The organism is Streptomyces griseofuscus (genome assembly GCF_014673495.1).
Classification (GTDB): domain Bacteria; phylum Actinomycetota; class Actinomycetes; order Streptomycetales; family Streptomycetaceae; genus Streptomyces; species Streptomyces murinus.
Map to the genome: position 1 here is coordinate 4,996,009 of NZ_CP051006.1, position 18,514 is coordinate 5,014,522.

General features: G+C 70.8%; 17 protein-coding genes and 1 tRNA gene. 6 read left to right on the top strand and 12 right to left on the bottom strand.

Going from position 1 to position 18,514, the window contains the following annotated elements; translation table 11 throughout:
- Positions 1-53 precede the first annotated feature (53 nt).
- Together HEP81_RS22425 and HEP81_RS22430 are read left to right on the top strand one after the other, a co-directional pair.
- Positions 54-866: a trans-aconitate 2-methyltransferase gene (locus HEP81_RS22425; protein WP_037653757.1), complete on the top strand. Its 813-nt coding sequence runs from the start codon at positions 54-56 to the stop codon at positions 864-866.
- A 2-nt stretch (positions 867-868) separates the two neighbouring features.
- Complete coding sequence (locus HEP81_RS22430) at positions 869-1,249, top strand: VOC family protein (RefSeq protein ID WP_037653756.1); 381 nt, start codon at positions 869-871, stop codon at positions 1,247-1,249.
- On the opposite strand, the gene HEP81_RS22435 is transcribed toward HEP81_RS22430, so the two are convergent.
- From HEP81_RS22435 to HEP81_RS22450, 4 genes are read right to left on the bottom strand one after another with little or no spacing between them, the layout of a single operon-like run.
- On the bottom strand, positions 1,224-1,472 hold the full coding sequence (locus HEP81_RS22435; RefSeq protein WP_037653755.1) for a type II toxin-antitoxin system RelE family toxin: 249 nt from the start codon (positions 1,470-1,472) through the stop codon (positions 1,224-1,226). The genes HEP81_RS22430 and HEP81_RS22435 overlap by 26 nt on opposite strands.
- Positions 1,469-1,723 carry a type II toxin-antitoxin system Phd/YefM family antitoxin gene (locus tag HEP81_RS22440; protein ID WP_037653754.1) on the bottom strand — a complete coding sequence of 85 codons (255 nt, stop codon included), beginning with the start codon at positions 1,721-1,723 and terminating at the stop codon, positions 1,469-1,471. Before HEP81_RS22440 ends, HEP81_RS22435 begins: the two co-directional genes overlap by 4 nt.
- A 60-nt stretch (positions 1,724-1,783) precedes the next feature.
- Entirely contained in the window at positions 1,784-2,467 is a 684-nt protein-coding gene (locus tag HEP81_RS22445; RefSeq protein ID WP_037653752.1) for a TetR/AcrR family transcriptional regulator, read from the bottom strand.
- A complete protein-coding gene (locus tag HEP81_RS22450) occupies positions 2,464-3,471 on the bottom strand; it encodes an acyl-CoA desaturase (protein ID WP_037653751.1) in 1,008 nt (335 codons plus the stop codon). Before HEP81_RS22450 ends, HEP81_RS22445 begins: the two co-directional genes overlap by 4 nt.
- A gap of 305 nt (positions 3,472-3,776) precedes the next feature.
- Here HEP81_RS22450 and ppc point away from each other — a divergent pair, with 305 nt between their 5' ends.
- Positions 3,777-6,509, top strand: coding sequence for a phosphoenolpyruvate carboxylase (gene ppc / locus HEP81_RS22455; protein ID WP_037653750.1), 2,733 nt, complete (start codon positions 3,777-3,779; stop codon positions 6,507-6,509).
- 66 nt (positions 6,510-6,575) lie between these two features.
- On the opposite strand, the gene HEP81_RS22460 is transcribed toward ppc, so the two are convergent.
- The 6 genes from HEP81_RS22460 to HEP81_RS22485 form a co-directional block, all read right to left on the bottom strand.
- Positions 6,576-7,085 (bottom strand): hypothetical protein, encoded by a 510-nt coding sequence (locus HEP81_RS22460; protein WP_106979883.1) that lies wholly within the window; start codon positions 7,083-7,085, stop codon positions 6,576-6,578.
- Positions 7,086-7,137: 52 nt separating this feature from the next.
- The gene (gene pth / locus HEP81_RS22465) at positions 7,138-7,740 is read right to left on the bottom strand and encodes an aminoacyl-tRNA hydrolase (protein WP_037653749.1); all 603 of its coding nucleotides are present in this window, start codon (positions 7,738-7,740) and stop codon (positions 7,138-7,140) included.
- Positions 7,741-7,814: 74 nt separating this feature from the next.
- Positions 7,815-8,414, bottom strand: coding sequence for a 50S ribosomal protein L25/general stress protein Ctc (locus HEP81_RS22470; protein WP_037653748.1), 600 nt, complete (start codon positions 8,412-8,414; stop codon positions 7,815-7,817).
- 198 nt (positions 8,415-8,612) lie between these two features.
- Positions 8,613-9,593 carry a ribose-phosphate diphosphokinase gene (locus HEP81_RS22475; protein ID WP_037653747.1) on the bottom strand — a complete coding sequence of 327 codons (981 nt, stop codon included), beginning with the start codon at positions 9,591-9,593 and terminating at the stop codon, positions 8,613-8,615.
- A gap of 155 nt (positions 9,594-9,748) precedes the next feature.
- Complete coding sequence (glmU, locus tag HEP81_RS22480) at positions 9,749-11,197, bottom strand: bifunctional UDP-N-acetylglucosamine diphosphorylase/glucosamine-1-phosphate N-acetyltransferase GlmU (RefSeq protein WP_078967257.1); 1,449 nt, start codon at positions 11,195-11,197, stop codon at positions 9,749-9,751.
- Positions 11,198-11,316: 119 nt separating this feature from the next.
- Positions 11,317-11,388, bottom strand: a tRNA-Gln gene (locus tag HEP81_RS22485).
- Positions 11,389-12,028: 640 nt separating this feature from the next.
- Here HEP81_RS22485 and HEP81_RS22490 point away from each other — a divergent pair.
- Positions 12,029-13,354, top strand: a complete 1,326-nt coding sequence (locus HEP81_RS22490) for a sensor histidine kinase (protein WP_037653744.1) — start codon at positions 12,029-12,031, stop codon at positions 13,352-13,354.
- 25 nt (positions 13,355-13,379) lie between these two features.
- On the opposite strand, the gene HEP81_RS22495 is transcribed toward HEP81_RS22490, so the two are convergent.
- Together HEP81_RS22495 and HEP81_RS22500 are read right to left on the bottom strand one after the other, a co-directional pair.
- Positions 13,380-13,874 (bottom strand): SUKH-3 domain-containing protein, encoded by a 495-nt coding sequence (locus HEP81_RS22495; protein ID WP_037653743.1) that lies wholly within the window; start codon positions 13,872-13,874, stop codon positions 13,380-13,382.
- Positions 13,875-13,936: 62 nt separating this feature from the next.
- On the bottom strand, positions 13,937-14,449 hold the full coding sequence (locus HEP81_RS22500; RefSeq protein ID WP_037653742.1) for a YwqJ-related putative deaminase: 513 nt from the start codon (positions 14,447-14,449) through the stop codon (positions 13,937-13,939).
- A 285-nt stretch (positions 14,450-14,734) separates the two neighbouring features.
- On the opposite strand from HEP81_RS22500, the gene HEP81_RS22505 reads away from it, so the two are divergent.
- Entirely contained in the window at positions 14,735-15,757 is a 1,023-nt protein-coding gene (locus HEP81_RS22505) for an SMI1/KNR4 family protein (protein WP_078967256.1), read from the top strand.
- A 7-nt stretch (positions 15,758-15,764) separates the two neighbouring features.
- Entirely contained in the window at positions 15,765-18,482 is a 2,718-nt protein-coding gene (locus HEP81_RS22510) for an SUKH-4 family immunity protein (protein ID WP_078967255.1), read from the top strand.
- Positions 18,483-18,514 lie beyond the last annotated feature (32 nt).

Below are 18,514 nucleotides of genomic sequence, written 5' to 3' on the forward strand. Positions count from 1 at the left end.
CTCTTTCTCAAGTATCTTGACGTCGAGATATGCGAGGCGGGAAGGTGGAAGGCATGACGACACCGACCTGGGACCCCGGCCAGTACCTCCGGCACGCCGGCCACCGCGCCCGCCCCTTCGCCGACCTCCTCACCCGCGTCCCCGACCTGCCCGGCACCCCGCCCCGCATCGCCGACCTCGGCTGCGGCCCCGGCAATGTCACCGCGAGCCTCGCCGGACGCTGGCCCACCGCGCACATCACCGGGTACGACAACTCGCCCGAGATGCTGGACGCGGCCCACACCGGGCACGAGGGCCCCACCCCCGGCGGCGGCCGGCTGGACTTCGCCCGCGCCGACGCCCGCACCTGGGCGCCCGAGGAGCCGTACGACCTGATCGTCTGCAACGCCACCCTCCAGTGGGTGCCGGGGCATCTCGACCGGTTCGCCGACTGGACCGGGGCCCTCGCGCCCGGCGGGACCTTCGCCTTCCAGGTGCCGGACAACGTCGACGCCCCGCAGCACGTCCTCATGCGCGAACTGGCCGCCGCCCCGCGCTGGCGGGACCGGCTCGCCGGGGTCCTGCGTCGCACCGACTCCGTGCACACCCCCGGCACCTATCTGGACCGCCTCGCCCGCCTCGGCTGCGCCACCGACGTCTGGCGGACGACGTATCTGCACGTCCTGGAGGGCGAGGACCCGGTCCTGGACTGGGTGAAGGGCACCGGGCTGCGGCCCGTCCTGACCGTGCTCGCCGACGACCCCGAGGCCCGGGACGCGTTCCTCGCCGAATACCGCGATCTGCTGCGCGCGGCCTACCCGCGGGCGCCCTACGGCACCGTCCTGCCCTTCCGCCGCCTGTTCGCCGTCGCCGTGAAGGGGGCCTGACCATGCTGGTGGCCCTCGATCACGTACAGCTCGCGGCGCCGCCCGGATCGGAGGACGCGCTGCGCTCGTACTACGTCGATGTCCTCGGCATGACCGAGGTCGCCAAACCGCCGGTGCTCGCGGCCCGCGGCGGCTGCTGGTTCGAGGCCGGCCCCGTCCGCATCCACCTCGGCATCGACCCCGCCTTCCACCCCGCGAAGAAGGCCCACCCGGGCCTCCAGGTCCACGACATCGCGTCCTACGCCACCCGGCTCACCACCCACGGCGCCTCCGTGACCTGGGACGACAACCTCCCCGGCCATCTCCGCTTCTACTCCGAGGACCCGGTCGGCAACCGGCTGGAATTCCTGGAACCGGTCAGACGGTCCGGCCGAGGTGGGTGACCAGGATGTGGATCACCGCGTCGTCGATGACGTAGAGGACGCGGTAGGCGTCGACGCGAAGGCGACGGATACCCGGGCCGTATGCCGCCGATGTCACCGGCCGTGGATTGTGCGCCAGTTCGTCGATCGCGTCCAGCACCTTCGCGAGCCCCGCGGGGTCGTCCTTCAGGAACCGTGTCGCGGCATTGAGGGCGTGCGGTTCGAAGATGATCTCGTATGTCACGGCTTTTCGAGCCCCAGTCGCCTGCGCACCTCTGCCATCGGGATGCCCTCGCCCAACGTCCCCTCCGCCTTGCGTCGCTGGTAGTCGGCGACCGCCAAGGCGTCCTCGAGATCCTCTATCACCTGTGGCGATACGAGGAGCGCGGCCACATGCCCGTGATCGGTCAGGGCGATGGTCTCGCGACTGTGCGCAGCGCGACGAACGAGGTCGCCGAGCTGGGAACGGGCGGCGCTGATCGCGATCTGAGTCATGCGGCCATCATTCCACAAGGTGCACTCAAGTGACCACTAGTGTCACCTTTCCGGTGAACCTCAGCTCTTCCGGTGACCTATCAGCCGCGGTCGCTGCTCCAGGCCGTCCAGGCCGTGCCAGGCCAGGTTCACCAGATGTGCCGCCACCTCCGCCTTCTTCGGGCGGCGCACGTCCAGCCACCACTGGCCGGTCAGGGCGACCATGCCGACCAGGGCCTGGGCGTAGAGGGGGGCGAGTTTGGGGTCGAAGCCGCGGGACTTGAACTCGCGGCCCAGGATGTCCTCCACCTGCGTGGCGATGTCGGAGATCAGCGACGCGAAGGACCCCGTCGACTGCGGGATCGGCGAATCGCGCACGAGGATACGGAAACCGTCCGTGTACTCCTCGATGTAGTCGAGCAGCGCGAACGCCGCCTGCTCGCACAGCTCACGCGGATGGCCGGCCGTCAGCGATCCGGTCACCATGTCGAGCAGGCACCGCATCTCACGGTCGACCACCACCGCGTACAGCCCCTCTTTGCCGCCGAAGTGCTCGTACACCACCGGTTTGGAGACCCCGGCCTTCGCCGCGATCTCCTCCACCGAGGTGCCCTCGAACCCCTTCGCCGCGAAGAGCGTGCGACCGATCTCCAGCAACTGCTGGCGGCGCTCGGCACCGGTCATACGGGTCCGGCGGGTCCGCCGCTGCTTGTCTTTGTCAGTTCCTGGATTGCTGCTGGAATCGGTCGCCACGGCGTCAATCATGCCGCCTCAGCGGCCTCCTTCCGGCGCCGGGAGCCGCCATCCGCGTCGTTGCGGCGCGAATCGATACGCGAGCGTGACGGCCAGCGCACGTCGTACGCCCAGCCCAGCCGCTCGAAGATCCGGATGAACCGGGCCGAGGAGTCGAGCTGCCCGCGCATCACCCCGTGCCGCGCCGACGTCGGATCGGCATGGTGCAGGTTGTGCCAGGACTCGCCGCAGGACAGCACCGCCAGCCACCACACATTGCCCGAACGGTCCCGGGACTTGAACGGCCGCTTGCCGACCGCGTGACAGATCGAGTTGATCGACCACGTCACATGATGCAGCAGCGCCACCCGCACGAGTGAACCCCAGAAGAACCCGGTGAACGCGCCCCACCAGGACATCGTCACCAGGCCACCGATCAGCGCCGGCAGCGTCAGGGACAGCGCCGTCCACAGCACGAACTGCCGGGAGATCGCCCGCAGCGCCGGGTCCTTGACCAGATCCGGCGCGTACTTCTCCTGCGAGGTCTGCTCCTCGTCGAACATCCAGGCGATATGTGCCCACCACAGTCCCTTGAGCAGCGCCGGAACCGTCTCGCCGTACTTCCACGGGGAGTGCGGATCGCCTTCCGCGTCGGAGAACTTGTGGTGCTTGCGGTGATCGGCCACCCAGCGCACCAGCGGCCCCTCCACCGCCAGCGATCCCATGATCGCCAGCGCGATCCGCAACGGCCGCTTCGCCTTGAACGAACCGTGGGTGAAATAGCGGTGGAAACCGATGGTGATGCCGTGGCACCCCAGGTAATAGAAGAACACCAGCAGGCCCACATCGAGCCAGCTCACCCCCCAGCCCCAGGCCAGCGGCACCGCGGCCACCAGCGCCAGGAACGGAACGGTGATGAACAGCAGCAGCGTGATCTGCTCGATCGACCGCTTCTTCTCACCGCCCAGCGTGGCCGGCGGAGGGGAAGTGTCGGTGGCCTTACGGGCTTCGTCGATCACATCGGAATGTGAGGTCATGCGCGTCCCCTGTGGGGTCGAGGGTCGGGGGTGGGTGTGCCGGGCCGGCGAAACCGGACGCGGGGAGTCCACACGTCCCTACGGTTCCGTAACCTACGGCAACGTAAGTATGGCAGTGAGTCGAGCGGCGGCAAGAGCCCTGCTAGCCTGCGCGTCCCCATCGACACCTATCCTTGGAATCGGTCGGACAGCGCGGTCCGCTGAAGTTTCCTTCCCGGACGCTCCGGCCCGTATGCGGCACAGACCGCGCGGCAGACGGCCGGGTACCTCCCCGAGACGCTTCAACACTGCAAGGAGCCGCACCTGTGAGCAGTGCCGACGACCAGACCACCACGACGAGCACCGAGCTGCGCGCCGACATCCGCCGCCTGGGTGATCTCCTCGGCGAGACCCTCGTACGGCAGGAGGGCCCCGAACTCCTCGAACTGGTCGAGAAGGTCCGCCGCCTCACCCGCGAGGACGGAGAGGCCGCCGCCGAGCTGCTGCGCGGCACCGAACTGGAGACCGCCGCCAAGCTCGTCCGCGCCTTCTCCACCTACTTCCATCTCGCCAACATCGCCGAACAGGTGCACCGAGGCCGCGAACTGCGCGCCAGGCGCGCCGCCGAGGGCGGCCTCATCGCCCGTACGGCCGACCGCCTCAAGGACGCCGATCCCGAACACCTGCGGTCCACCGTCCACCACCTCAACGTCCGGCCCGTCTTCACGGCGCACCCCACCGAGGCCGCCCGCCGGTCCGTCCTCAACAAGCTCCGGCGCGTCGCGGCCCTCCTGGACACCCCCGTCCTGGACTCCGACCGCCGCCGCCACGACATCCGCCTCGCCGAGAACATCGACCTGGTGTGGCAGACCGACGAACTGCGCGTCGTCCGCCCCGAACCCGCCGACGAGGCCCGCAACGCCATCTACTACCTGGACGAACTGCACGCCGACGCCGTCGGCGACGTCCTGGAGGACCTCACCGCCGAACTGGAGCGCGTCGGCGTCCACCTGCCCGACGACACCCGCCCCCTCACCTTCGGCACCTGGATCGGCGGCGACCGCGACGGCAACCCCAACGTCACCCCCCAGGTCACCTGGGACGTCCTCATCCTCCAGCACGAACACGGCATCAACGACGCCCTGGAGATGATCGACGAACTGCGCGGACTCCTCTCCAACTCCATCCGCTACACCGGAGCCACCGAGGAACTCCTCGACTCCCTGCGCACCGACCTCGACCGGCTGCCCGAGATCAGCCCCCGCTACAAGCGCCTCAATGCCGAGGAGCCCTACCGCCTCAAGGCCACCTGCATCCGGCAGAAGCTGGAGAACACCAAGCAGCGCCTCGCCAAGGGCACCACCCACGAGGACGGCCGCGACTACCTCGGCACCGCCGAACTCCTCGCCGACCTGCGCCTCATCCAGGAATCCCTGCGCCGCCACCGCGGCGCCCTGTTCGCCGACGGCCGGCTCGCCCGCACCATCCGCACCCTCGCCGCCTTCGGCCTCCAGCTCGCCACCATGGACGTCCGCGAACACGCCGACGCCCACCACCACGCCCTCGGCCAGCTCTTCGACCGGCTCGGCGAGGAATCCTGGCGCTACGCCGACATGCCCCGCGAGTACCGCAGCAAGCTCCTCGCCAAGGAACTGCGCTCCCGCCGGCCGCTCGCCCCCGTCCCGGCCCCCGTCGACGCCGCGGGCGCCAAGACCCTCGGCGTCTTCAGCACCGTCAAGAAGGCCCTCGACGTCTTCGGACCCGAGGTCATCGAGTCCTACATCATCTCCATGTGCCAGGGCGCCGACGACGTCTTCGCCGCCGCCGTCCTCGCCCGCGAGGCCGGACTCCTCGACCTGCACGCCGGCTGGGCCAAGATCGGCATCGTCCCCCTCCTGGAGACCACCGACGAACTGCGCGCCGCCGACACCATCCTGGAGGACATGCTCTCCGACCCGTCCTACCGGCGCCTGGTCGCGCTGCGCGGCGACGTCCAGGAGGTCATGCTCGGCTACTCCGACTCCTCCAAGTTCGGCGGCATCACCACCAGCCAGTGGGAGATCCACCGCGCCCAGCGCCGGCTGCGCGACGTCGCCCACCGCTACGGCGTGCGCCTGCGCCTCTTCCACGGCCGCGGCGGCACCGTCGGCCGCGGCGGCGGCCCCTCCCACGACGCCATCCTCGCCCAGCCCTGGGGCACCCTCGAAGGCGAGATCAAGGTCACCGAACAGGGCGAGGTCATCTCCGACAAGTACCTGATCCCGTCCCTGGCCCGGGAGAACCTGGAACTGACGGTCGCCGCCACCCTCCAGGCCTCCGCCCTGCACACCGCGCCCCGCCAGTCCGACGAGGCCCTCGCCCGCTGGGACGCGGCCATGGACGTCGTCTCCGACGCCGCCCACGCCGCCTACCGCGAGCTCGTCGAGGACCCCGACCTGCCGACGTACTTCCTCGCCTCCACACCGGTCGACCAGCTCGCCGACCTGCACCTGGGCTCACGGCCCTCCCGGCGCCCCGGCTCCGGCGTCTCCCTCGACGGACTGCGCGCCATCCCCTGGGTGTTCGGCTGGACCCAGTCCCGGCAGATCGTCCCCGGCTGGTTCGGCGTCGGCTCCGGCCTCAAGGCCCTGCGCGAGGCGGGCCTGGACGGCGTCCTCGACGAGATGCACGAACAGTGGCACTTCTTCCGCAACTTCATCTCCAACGTCGAGATGACCCTCGCCAAGACCGACCTGCGGATCGCCCAGCACTACGTCGACACCCTCGTCCCCGACGAACTCAAGCACGTGTTCGACACCATCAAGGCCGAACACGAACTCACCGTCCGCGAGGTTCTGCGCATCACCGGCGGCGACGAACTCCTCGACGCCCAGCCCGTCCTCAAGCAGACCTTCACCATCCGCGACGCCTACCTGGACCCCATCTCCTACCTCCAGGTCGCCCTGCTCAAGCGCCAGCGCGACGAGGCAGCCGCCGGCGGCGAACCCGACCCGCTGCTCTCCCGCGCCCTGCTCCTCACCGTCAACGGCGTGGCGGCGGGCCTGCGCAACACCGGCTGACCGACAGCCGCGAACAAGGGTGCCCCCGGGGTCGTACGACCCCGGGGGCACCCCCATGTCACAGCCTCACTGCACCGCGATGAACGCCGCCGTCAGCAGCCCTGCGCCCGCGAGCCCCAGCCCCCACGCCAGCCGCCGCAGCCGCATCCCGCCCGCGACCACCACCGAGGCCAGCAACAGCGCGCCGCCCAGCGGCACCCAGGCGTACAGGATCCCCGCCGGACCCGAACGCAGCGCGTCCGAACCACCCGGCTTCAGCACCACGTCGTACGTCCGCCCCCTGCGCACCGCGACCGCCTCCGCGATCTCCACCCGCGCACGGGCCCGCGCCCCCGCCGACGTCGGCGAGAACGGCCCACTGCACGTACCGTCCGCACACGCGGTCACCTTCACCGTGCCCTGCTCGCGGCCCTTGGTCAGCAGCACATGCTGGGCGTTCCCCCAGGAACCCCACACCCCCGCGAACACGATCAACGCGGCGATCGCGCCCATCGTCGCGACCCGCCCGAACCGCAACGCGGACAAGGACGCCTGACGGGCGGAACGGCTGGCGGTGGGGGGCATGGCCGGGATCATTGGCCATACCCCTGCGACCGGTCAACTCGGCCCCGCGGCAAAGCCGTACAAGTCAGGAGTTGTACGTGCCCTGCGCCCGCTCCAGGCCCTCGATCACCAGAGCCTCCACCGCGTCCGCCGCACGGTCCACGAAGTAGTCCAGCTCCTTGCGCTCCGCGGACGAGAAGTCCTTCAGCACGAAGTCCGCCACCTGCATACGACCCGGCGGACGACCGATCCCGAACCGGACCCGGTGATACTCCGCGCCCATCGCCTTCGTCATCGACTTCAGACCGTTGTGCCCGTTGTCACCGCCGCCCAGCTTCAGCCGCAGCGTGCCGTAGTCGATGTCCAGCTCGTCGTGCACGGCCACGATGTTCGCCACCGGCACCTTGTAGAAGTCCTTCAGCGCGTTCACCGGGCCACCGGACAGATTCATGTACGACATCGGCTTCGTCAGGATCACCCGGCGATTGCCCGGACCCGCGGGACCGATCCGGCCCTCCAGGACCTGCGCCTGCGCCTTCCCCGCCCGCTTGAACTTCCCCCCGATCCGCTGCGCGAGCAGGTCCACCACCATGAAACCGACGTTGTGCCGGTTCATCGCGTACTCCGGCCCGGGATTCCCGAGCCCGACAACCAGCCAGGGGTCATTGGCGGGGGTGGTCACGTCCATGTCTCCTCGATACGCGCCAGCCGCCGCTCCCCCTCAGGAGAGCGGCGGCTGAACAGATGATGACGGGGCGAGGATCAGGCCTCGGCGGCCTCGTCGCCCTCGGCCGCGGCCGCTTCGCCCTCGGTCTCCTCGGCCTGGGCCTGGAGAACCTGGAGAACGACGGCGTCTTCCTCGACGGCCAGCGAGACACCACTGGGGAGCTTGATGTCCTTGGCGTGGATGGAGGCACCGGCCTCCAGGCCCTCCACGGAGACGGTGACCGACTCCGGGATGTGCGTGGCCTCGGCCTCGACCGGCAGCGCGGACAGGACGTGCTCCAGCAGGTTGCCACCCGGGGCCAGCTCGCCCTCGGTGTGCACCGGGATCTCGACGTTGACCTTCTCGCCGCGCTTGACCAGCAGCAGGTCGACGTGCTCCAGGAAGCCCTTCAGCGGGTCGCGCACGACCGACTTCGGGATCGCCAGCTCGTTGGTCTTGCCGTCGATGTCCAGGGAGATCAGGACGTTCGGCGTGCGCAGCGCCAGCAGCAGCTCGTGGCCCGGCAGGGTCAGGTGCACCGGGTCGGAACCGTGGCCGTACAGGACACCCGGAACCTTGTTCTCACGGCGGATGCGGCGGGCCGCACCCTTGCCGAACTCGGTGCGGGACTCGGCGGCGATCTTCACCTCGGACATGTGAATCACTCCTCGTAGTACTAGGAACGGACGTGGTCACCCGGCCACGAACGGCCTGCTACGAAGAGCGCGTCGATAACGGACCGCCGTACGCACACGTACGGCCTCCCTCGCCGAGCAACTCCAGAAGCTTACCCGGACCCGGAGGCCGTACCAAAAGGATCTTCAGCTAGCCGGGACGGCCGACCTGAAGAAACCTCACTGCTCGTCGAAGAGGCTGGTCACCGAACCATCCTCGAACACCTCACGCACCGCACGCGCGATCGTCGGAGCGATCGACAGCACCGTGATCTTGTCCTGCTCACGACCCAGCTCCGCCGGCGTCGGCAGCGTGTTCGTGAACACGAACTCGCTCACCCGGGAGTTCTTCAGCCGGTCCGCCGCCGGACCCGACAGCACACCGTGCGTCGCCGTCACGATGACATCCTCCGCACCATGCGCGAACAACGCGTCCGCGGCCGCGCAGATCGTGCCACCGGTGTCGATCATGTCGTCCACCAGCACACAGACCCGGCCCTTGACCTCACCCACGACCTCGTGGACGGTCACCTGGTTCGCCACGTCCTTGTCACGCCGCTTGTGCACGATCGCCAGCGGCGCGCCCAGCCGGTCGCACCAACGGTCCGCCACCCGCACCCGGCCCGCGTCCGGCGACACCACCGTCAGCTTGTTCCGGTCCACCTGCTCGCCCACGTAGTCCGCCAGCAGCGGCAGCGCGAAGAGATGATCCACCGGACCGTCGAAGAAGCCCTGGATCTGATCCGTGTGCAGATCCACGGTCAGAATCCGGTCGGCACCCGCCGTCTTCATCAGATCCGCGATCAGACGCGCCGAGATCGGTTCACGACCACGGTGCTTCTTGTCCTGACGGGCGTAACCGTAGAACGGCACGATCACCGTGATGGAGCGGGCGGACGCACGCTTCAACGCGTCGATCATGATCAACTGCTCCATGATCCACTTGTTGATCGGAGCCGTGTGGCTCTGGATCAGGAAGCAGTCCGCACCACGGGCCGACTCCTGATAGCGAACGTAGATCTCACCGTTGGCGAAATCGAAGGCCTTCGTCGGGACGACCCCGACACCCAGCTGCTGGGCGACCTCCTCGGCAAGCTCGGGGTGGGCGCGGCCGGAGAAGAACATCATCTTCTTCTCGCCGGTCGTCTTGATCCCGGTCACAGCACTGTCTCCTCAGAGGTTGTCTCAACCCAGCCGAAGTCTCGACCGGCCTCCCGTCCGAGCGTGAGAGGCCGAATCAGCTGGTAGGGGTGCGGGTGCACACGTGCGGATGTGCACTTATCACGGTACGCCGACTTTGACGCACCCGTTTCCGGTCAGTCCTCGCCACCGACCTGCCGGGAGGCGTCCTCAGCAGCCTTCGCCGCCGCACTCCCCGGCCGCTTCCGAGCCACCCAGCCCTCGATATTCCGCTGCTGACCACGGGCCACGGCCAGCGAACCGGGCGGCACATCCTTCGTGATCACGGACCCGGCGGCGGTGTACGCACCGTCCCCGACCGTGACAGGCGCCACAAACATGTTGTCCGAACCCGTACGGCAATGCGACCCGATCGTCGTGTGGTGCTTGTCCTGCCCGTCATAGTTGACGAACACACTCGCCGCACCGATGTTCGTGTGCTCACCGATCGTCGCATCGCCCACGTACGACAGATGCGGCACCTTCGTGCCCTCACCGATCCGCGCGTTCTTCGTCTCGACGTACGTCCCGATCTTGCCCTTCGCGCCGAGCCGCGTCCCCGGACGCAGATACGCGTAGGGCCCCACGCTCGCCCCCGCACCCACCACGGCCCCGTCCGACACGGTGTTGTCCACCCGCGCCCCCGCGCCCACCTTGGTGTCCTTCAGCCGGCTGTTCGGGCCGACCTCCGCGCCCTCCGCGAGATGCGTGGCGCCGGTCAGCTGCGTACCCGGGTGCACCACCGCGTCCCGCTCGAACGTCACGGTCACATCCACCCACGTGGTCGCCGGGTCCACCACGGTGACACCGTCCAGCATCGCCAGCGTCAGCAACCGGTCGTTCAGGATCCGGCGTGCCTCCGCCAGCTGCACCCGGTTGTTGATCCCCGCGATCTCCCGGTGATCACCCGCCACCGACGCCCCGACCCGGTGCCCGGCCTCGCGCAGGATCCCCAGTACGTCGGTCAGGTACTCCTCGCCCTGGCTGTTGTTCTTGCGCACCTTCGTCAGCGCGTCCGCCAGCAGCCGGCCGTCGAACGCGAACACCCCGCTGTTGATCTCCCGGATCGCCCGCTGCTCCGCGCTCGCGTCCTTGTGCTCCACGATCGCGGTCACCGCGCCCGACGCCTCGTCCCGCACGATCCGGCCGTACCCGGTGGCGTCCGGGACCTCGGCGGTCAGCACGGTCACGGCGTTGCCGTCGGCCTGATGGGTCTCGGCGAGGCCGCGCAGCGTCTCGGCGGTCAGCAGCGGGGTGTCGCCGCAGACCACGACGACGGTGCCGGTCACGGTCCCGCCCAGCTCTTCCAGGCCCATCCGTACGGCGTGTCCGGTGCCGTTCTGCTGCTCCTGCACGGCGGTGCGGGCGGCCGGGTCGGTCTCCGTCAGATGCGCGGTGACCTGCTCACGGGCGTGGCCGACGACGACGACCAGGTTCTCGGGCTTCAACTCGCGGGCGGCGGCGAGCACATGGCCCACGAGGGAGCGGCCGCAGATCTGGTGCAGCACCTTGGGTGTGGCCGACTTCATACGGGTGCCCTCACCCGCTGCGAGAACGACGACGGCTGCCGGGCGAATGGCACTCACGGTTTGCCCTTCGGCTCTGAGGGTGGGGAACAGCCGCAGGATACCGGGGCGGGGTTTGGGGGATATGGGGGCGGGGCCTGAGGGGGCGTCGGCCGGTCAGGACCCGAACTTGGCAATTGCTCCCCCGCCAGGACTCGAACCCGGACAGATGGCACCAAAAGCCACAGTGCTGCCAATTACACCACGGGGGAACGACTAAACCGGACATTTATTCCGGCTGCCGAACGGCGCCTCCTACTATGCCGTACCAAGCGCCTTCCATGCGACGGTACAAGGCGGCGCTCTGCCTGACATGGATCGTGAGGCAACCGCGGTAGCTGTCACCCGTGTTCTTCCGGACGGTTCGCGGGTTGTGCTTCTTCAGCGTGGCCCTGCTGAATGCGGACACGTCGATGCCGGCGATGTCTGCCCAGTACTTCTCGGCGGCTTCGACGTCCGCGGTTTCGTGGATGCGGACGCGAAGGGTGAGACGGTCCCGCGTCACCCTCCGCTTGCCTCGTCGCCGCCCTCTCTCCTTCCTGGGACGCCCGCAGTCTCGCCAGCCCCGCGTTCATCCGGGCCCGCTGTTCTTCCGGCGTGCACCTCGGCTCGCCCGCCCGTCGCAGTGCCACCGCCTGTTTCCGTAGGTCCTCGAAGTCGGTGTGTTTGCCGTGGGTGTGTGCCATGGGCATACCGTCCAGGCGGAACGCGTACTTCCGGGGTCGAACGGAACGAGTTCAGTAGTTCGAGTGATACCGGGAGGTTTCGATGTCGGTTGGTTACGGAGTGTGGTGTGTGGAGGTAGGCGAAAGTCACCGGAAAAGCCGCACGCGTCGCCCGTAGGCTGGACGCATGACCATGACGGGGGAAGAGCACACCAGGGGGCTGACCGGCCCTTGGTGGTGGCCACGCCGGCGCAGCGCGGTGTTCGACGGCGCGCTGGCGCTGGCGTCCGCGCTGGAGTGCGGCGCGGAGGGGATCGGTTTCGCCCGGGACGCGGGGATCCCGGTCTGGGCGGGTGTCCTGTTCGGCGCGGTGGCCGGTGTCGTGCTGCTGGTACGGCGCAAGTGGCCGGTCGCCGTGGTGCTGGTGGCGATCGCGGTGACCCCGGCGCAGATGGGTTTCCTGCTGGGCATCGTCGGCCTGTACACGCTGGCCGCGGCCGAGGTGCCGCGCCGGGTGATCGGGGCGCTGGCGGGGATGTCGCTGGTGGGCACGGCGGTGGTGACGTTCGTACGGGTCCGGCAGGACATGGCGCGCGGCGATCTGACGCTCGGTGACTGGTTCGTGCCGTTCGCCGCGGTGGCGACGGCGTTGGGGCTGACGGCTCCGCCGGTGCTGCTGGGGCTGTACGTGGGGGCGCGGCGGCGGTTGATGGAGAGTCTGCGGGAGCGGGCGGACAGTCTGGAGCGGGAGCTTCAGCTGCTGGCGGAGCGTGCCGAGGAGCGGGCCGAGTGGGCGCGTAACGAGGAGCGGACGCGGATCGCGCGGGAGATGCACGACGTGGTGGCGCACCGGGTGAGTCTGATGGTGGTGCACGCGGCGGCGTTGCAGGCGGTGGCCCGTAAGGATCCGGAGAAGGCGGTGCGCAATGCCGCGCTGGTGGGGGACATGGGGCGGCAGGCGTTGACGGAGTTGCGGGAGATGCTCGGGGTGCTGCGGGCGGGGGATGCGGACGCGGGCGGCGGCCGGCGTCCGGTGGGGGTGCCGTTGGCGGCGGTGGGTGAGGCTGCCGCGGCGGCCGCCGCCGCTGCTTCGCGGGTGGTCGAGGAGGCCGGTGAGGGGCCGTGGCTGTCGGAGCTGGAGGAGTTGGTGGGGCAGTCGGCGGCTGCGGGGATGGTCGTGGAGCTGTCGGTGCAGGGGGAGGCGCGGTCGTACGCGGCGGAGGTGGAGCAGACGGCGTACCGGGTGGTGCAGGAGGCGCTCACGAACGTGCACAAGCATGCGGCGGGGGCGAAGACGCATGTGCGGTTGGCGCATCGGGTGTCGGAGATCGCGATGCAGGTGGAGAACGAGCCGCCGTCGGAGCCGGGCTCGGCGTCGGCGGCGGGTCTGCCGTCGGGTGGCAATGGGCTGCTGGGGATGCGGGAGCGGGTCCTGGGGCTGGGCGGGGTGTTCGTGTCGGGTCCGACGGATGCGGGGGGTTTCCGGGTGTCGGCGGTGATTCCGGCGGTGTAGGGCGGGGGTTTTCGGGCCCCGGTGCTCAGCCCGCGGTGAGTCGTACGGGTTCTATGCCTGTGATGAGGGCGGCCAGGGCGTGGTCGATGTCGGGGCCGAGGTACCAGTCGCCGGTGTGGTCGAGGCCGTAGACGCGGCCCTCGGTGTCGATGGCGAGGGCGGCGGCTGTGTCGGTCTCGGTGCCGAGGGGGCAGAGCTCGGTGCCGAGGGCGCGGCCGAGGTCGCCGAGGGTGCGGGCGAGGTGGCGGCCGTGCAGGGGGTCGAGGTGGAGGGTGGCGGGGGCGATCTGGCGTCCGCTGCCGCCGGGGGCGATGTGCAGGCCGCCGAATTCGGCCCAGGCTTCGACGGCGGCGGGGAAGACGGTGTGCCGGTGTCCGGCGGGTGAGGTGTGTTCGCGCAGGGTGTCGGCCCAGATCTCGGCCTGCTTTATGTCCCAGCGTCCGGGTTGCCAGCCGGCGGCGCGCAGTGCGGCGTCGACGGGGACGGGGAAGCGCGTGGTGGAGGTGCGGTCGGCGTGCATCTGCCCTTCGTTCGTCGTGCTCGTCCGTCGTGCTGACGGGGTGGTGCGGGGTGTCCGCGTGGTCAGTCGTTGGCGGTGGGGTCGACGACGCGGACGCCGAAGTGGGAGGTGAGGGCGCTGCATGCGCGGCAGGGGGTGGCGAAGCTGCCGTGCAGGGGGTCGCCGTCCTCGCGTATGCGGCGGGCGGTGAGTTTGGCGTGTTTGAGGGCTTTGCGGGCCTCGCCGTTGGTCATGGGTCTGCGGGAGGCGCGTTTGCTGCGGGTGGCGTCGGCGGCCGCGAGGTGCCGGGAGATGAGGATGGTTTCGGCGCAGCGGCCGGTGAAGCGGTCGCGTTGGGCGCTGGGGAGGGTGTCCAGGAAGTCCTGGACGAGGGGGTGCAGGGTGGGGGGTTCCTCGCCGCGGGCGGCGGTGCCGGTGAGGGTGGTGCCGTGGACGGAGAGGGCGGCGGCGACGGTGGGCAGGATGCCGTCGCGGCGTTGCCGCAGGGTGGGTGCGGTGGGTGCCTCGGTGCCGCTCCAGTCGATGCGCGGGTCGCCGGCGCGCACGTCGGTACCTCCGGTCTGCAAGGTATTCATGTTGGCTTTCCCTCCCCGGGCTGTCCCCCGAAGGACACAGGGTGCCAAATGCCGTGGGTCGCGCGGAAGCTGGGGCGGTGCGACACGCCCGTGATGGGTGGGGTCGGTCACGGTGGGGTGACGGTTGGTCACGGAGGTGGGGTGGGGGTGGTGGGTGGCGGTTGTGGTGTGTGTCGCGGGGACGCGGTGGGCCGGTGACCGGGGTTCGGGTACCGCTTAGGCTGTCGGCATCCGCGATGGACACCGCCGTTCAGGCCTAAGAGAACGCCTCAGGGGGCAACCGCCATGACGACAGGTCGGCTCGGGCTGGGGACACCTCCCGGCCGCCAGGGGGGACAGGCCGTGCCGCCGAACGCGGCGTACTCGGGGCAGGTCGTGCATTTCCCGGATCCGGTGCGGGCGGCGCGGCATCCTGGTGGGGTGCGGGTCGACGAGCGGGGTTTTCCGGACTTCTCGCCGTACGCGCGGGTGGCGGTGGAGATCGCGGAGCCGCCGGAGGGTTTTGGCGTCGACGAGTTGCGGCTGACGGACTATGTGTCGGCGAACGCGGCGCTGGCCGCGGCGGGGCACGAGTGGTGGGACACGGTGCCGGATGTGGCGACGCCGCATGGCTGGACGTGGCATCACGTGGCGGGCACGCGGCGGCTGGAGCTGGTTCCGGTCGATGTGAAGGCGTTGCTGCGGCATCACGGTGGGGTGGCGACGGCTCCGGTGGACCACGGCAAGCGGGGTACGCGGCCGTTGCAGGAGACGCGGCCCGCGCATTTCGGTCTGCCGAAGTCGGGTGTGGCGGTGACCGAGGCGCAGGTGCAGGGTGTCGAGGAGGATCTGGGGTACCGGTTGCCGGGTGCCTATCGTGACTTCCTGAAGGCGGCGGGCGGTTGTGCTCCGGTGGGTACGGCGCTGCTCGCCGAGCTGGGGTTGCTGCTGGACCAGCCGTTCTTCACGGTGCGGGACGAGGCCGCGGTCAATGACCTGGTCTATGTGAACAAGTGTCTGCGCGACCACCTGACGAAGGACTATCTCGGGGTGTCGTTCGTGCAGGGCGGGTTGCTCGCGGTGAAGGTGAAGGGCGAGCGGCTCGGTTCGGTGTGGTTCTGCGCGTACGACGATGTGCGGGATGTGGATCCGTCGTGGCCGCCGGCGGAGCGGGTGGAGCGTCTGCTGCTGCCGTGCGGTGATGACTTCGACGCGTTCCTGTCCCGGCTGGCGGGTAATCCGCCGGAGTTGGAGACGGTGGCGAATCTGATGGTGGACGGCGGTTTCGCGCGTGTCGTCCCGGTGTCTTCCGGCCCGGTGGGGGAGTGAGCTGGCGATGGTGACGTACGCGCAGGCGCAGGAGCGCGCCGAGGAGTGGATCAACGGCGATGTGCCCGCGTATCAGCACCGTGAGGTGCGGGTGCGGGAGTTCGAGCTGGGGTTCGTGGTGTGGGGTGAGGACCGGGCGGAGGGGCCGCGGTCGGATGCGGGTGCGCAGCGGCTGGTGATCGCCCGGGACAGCGGTGAGGCCACGTTGTGGCCGGCGTTGCCGGTGGGTGAGGTGATCCGCCGGTACGAGGAGGAGTACGGCCGTCCTGACGGGCCGGAGGAGCCGGCGCCGGCGCCGGCGGCGCGGTTGGATCTGAATCAGACGTCGTTCCTGCTGACTCCTCCGGAGTGGTTGCAGGAGGCGGCGGACAAGATGGGGATAGGGGAGCGGCGGCAGCCGGCCGCGGATTTTGGTGCCTCGCAGGGGGCCGGGGCCGCGGGTTCGGGTGCTTCGGAGGGCGCCGGGGTCTCGGCCGGGGGCGATCCGGCGCGGACGCCGGCCGGGCCTCCGTCGACTCCCGCGGCTCCTGCGGCTCCCGCACCTGCGGTTCCCGCGCCTTCTCCCGCTCCCGCCGAGGTGCCCGTAGGGGCGACCCCGTGGGCCGGTACGGACACGAACGGGGGCGCGGGTGAGGACGACGACCGTTCGGTGCCGTTGCCCGCGACGGTGTTCGCGCCGCCGCTGAGCGGTGCCGACGATGACGCGCCGCGGCCGCCGGTCTCGGTGCCGGACGCGAAGACGGCGCTGATGTCGGGCGGCAGCCAGTTGCCGCGTACGGCGATCGCTCCGGCGCTGGATCTGCCGAACGCGCCGGGCGTGCCGGGTGGTTCGCCTGTTCCGGGTGGTGCGCCGGGCGCGCCGCTGGGGAGTACGCCGCCCCCGCCGCCGGTTCCGGACGCTTCGGCCTACGGCTATCCGCAGGGTCCCGGTGCGCCGGTGCCGCCGGGCAGCACGCCGCCGCCGGCCGTTCCGCCGCAGGTTCCGGGCGGTCCGGGTGTTCCGGTCGCCGGTCCCGGTGCGGGCGAGCGGCCGCTCGCGCCGAACGCCGGGGACATCGCGGACGCCGCGACGAGCAAGGCCGCGCCGCCGCCGAAGAAGGCGCGCGGCGGGGTGGGGGTGCCGCCTCCGCCGCCGGGCGCCCCGGGTGCGCCGGGCGCGCGTCCGGGGAGTGTGCCACCGCCGCCCGCGCCGGGTGCGTCCTCGGGCGGTTATGTGCCGACGCGTCTTGTGTCCGCGATCGACCCGGAGGGCCTGGCGGGACAGGACGGTACGGCGGGCGGTCGCGGCGGCGCGCCGGCCGCCCCGGAGCCGTCCATGACGCCCCCGGGCGATGTGCACCACGCGGCCACGATGCTGGCCGGCCCCGCTCAGATGGGTCCCGGTGTCCCGCAGCCTCCGGCGCCCCCGGGGATGCCGGGCGCGCCCGGTGCGCAGGGTGCTCCCGGGATGCCTCCCGTCCCCGGCGCGCCCCAGCCCCCCGCGGCTCCCGGTGCCCCGCAGCCCCCTGGCGCTCCCGGTGCGCCCGGTGCCCCCGCGGCGCCGGGTGCGCGCGGTGCCGTACACCAGGCGGAGACCATGCTGGCGGCGCCTCCCGTGGGCGGCCCCGGTGTGCCGCCGCCCCCGCCGCCGGCCATGCCCGGAGCGCCCGGTGTGCCTCCGGGTGCGCCCGGTGCGCCGCCGATGCCTCCCGCGCAGATGGCCGCCCCCATGCCGGGGCAGCCCGCGGGGTACGGGTATCCGCAGGCCGGGCAGCCGACGGTGGGCCCGGGGTATCAGGCCGTGCTGCGGTACCGGGCGCAGGACGGTTCGGAGCAGCAGCTGATCCGGCGTTCGGCGCCGGGTACGCCGCATCCGGAGTGGCAGATCTTCCATGAGCTGCGGTCGATGAACGTGCCGCCGGACCAGGTGCTGGAGCTGCACACGGAGCTGGAGTCGTGCGAGCTGCCGGGTGCCTACTGTGCGCGGATGATCCGGGAGCAGTGGCCGCAGGCGCGGATCACGAGCATCGCGCCGTACGGCACGGACCATGCGAGCCGGCAGCAGGGGATGGGTCAACTGCTGGCTCATCAGGGTGAGTTGCATCAGGTGGCGGACGGTCCCGCGCGGCCCGCGCCGGTGCGTGCGCCGTTGCCGCCGGTGCAGGCCGCGCCGCCGGTGCCGCCGGAGGCCGCCGGGCAGGAGCTGGCGGCGGCGTTCGGGCCGGGGGTCTTCCGGTTCGAGCAGCAGGCGGTGTCCCGGCAGGGGGTGCCGCCGGTCGTGGCGCACACCTTGGTGGTGGCCGGACTGCCGGTGGACATGGGCCCGTTCTTCTGGGCGCAGGCGCAGCCGGGCCGTCCGGTGCCGACGCTGGCGGAGCTGGCGGCCGAGCGCGGGGTGGCGCCCGCGGCGGACGCGGGGTCGTACCTGGTGATGGGCACGGACTTCGGCAAGGCGCTGTGTGTGCAGTACGGGACGGCGCACATCGTGGCCGTGCCGGTGGAGGCCGGTCCGGGTGGTGCGCCGGTGCCGCCGCAGTTCGTGAACACCGGGCTGCCGGAGTTCGTGCGCTGCCTGGCGCTGCTGGGCCGGATGTGGCGGCTGCGGTACGGGCTGAACCAGGAGCAGGCGGGCCGTTGGACCGTCGACTTCCAGGCGCAGCTGGCCGCGTTGGACCCGGCGGCGCTGGGATCGCCGGAGAGCTGGTGGTCGGTGCTGCTGGAACAGATGTGGGACGGGCTGCTGTAGCCCGGCCCGCGGGAACGCCCCGGGGGCCGGGA